Source organism: Anaerosporobacter sp. (assembly GCF_965301125.1).
Genome location: NZ_CBDLAM010000002.1, coordinates 59,699 through 60,533, shown reverse-complemented (window position 1 = coordinate 60,533; position 835 = coordinate 59,699). Strand labels below are relative to the sequence as shown.

1 pseudogene is annotated in these 835 nt (G+C 30.5%); it reads right to left on the bottom strand.

Annotated features, from left to right (window positions below):
* Window positions 1-620 (bottom strand): annotated as a pseudogene (locus ACW2QF_RS00560) (methyl-accepting chemotaxis protein); the annotation flags it as partial.
* Between the last annotated feature and the right edge of the window lie 215 nt (window positions 621-835).

Genomic DNA, 835 nt, shown 5'->3' with positions numbered 1-835 from the left:
ATAAAATAAATGTTAGCAACCATTCTTCCCACTTCACTATCGTCTGCTACCATATCTAAATCAGTATGAAAGTTTCCGTACGCCAATTGTGTCATCTGCTCAGATACTTTCACAATTGGTTGTAGCAACTCATTCTTAGAAAATTTAATAGTATCCATAACTTTTTTAACTATATAAATAAATGAAGTGATAAATAAAACCTCACATATGTACGTTATGATATTTAATTTATTTACTTTATTTGTCATACGTTCTTGGATCGCATCAATACACGTATCTGAAAGTTGATCTATATTCTGAATTGTAGCTTCATATTCATCACCAAACACTAATTCCAATGCTTTTTCATTATTCCCTGATTCTACACATTCAATTGCTTCTTGTTCAATTGGGACAAGTCCCTCTGATAATTCTACGATATTATTTAAGGATTTCCACTCTTCATCCGTAATATCGCTTTCCTTTAATATTGCTAATGCATTTTCACGGCTTTTATCCTCATTAAGTTCTTTCATATATCTATCATAGTAAACTTGATTCCCTGTTACTGCATAGGATTGAACTTCCGAAGTCAATATTTTAGACGCTAGTCTATACTGATTCAAATATGTACTATTCAACAACTCCTGCTCAGATACCTTATTTGACCATAGGCTTGATCCTATAAACACAACTAGAAGTAAAATGCACGTAAATATAACATAATTTTGCTCTTTAATTATCTTATTTAGCCTATAAGATTGATTTTGCTTACATAAAACGCTATTATCCTGTTGTTTTTCTTGTTTATTAATAAGTTTCCCTCATCCATAATAGAAATAACAGGTAATTACAA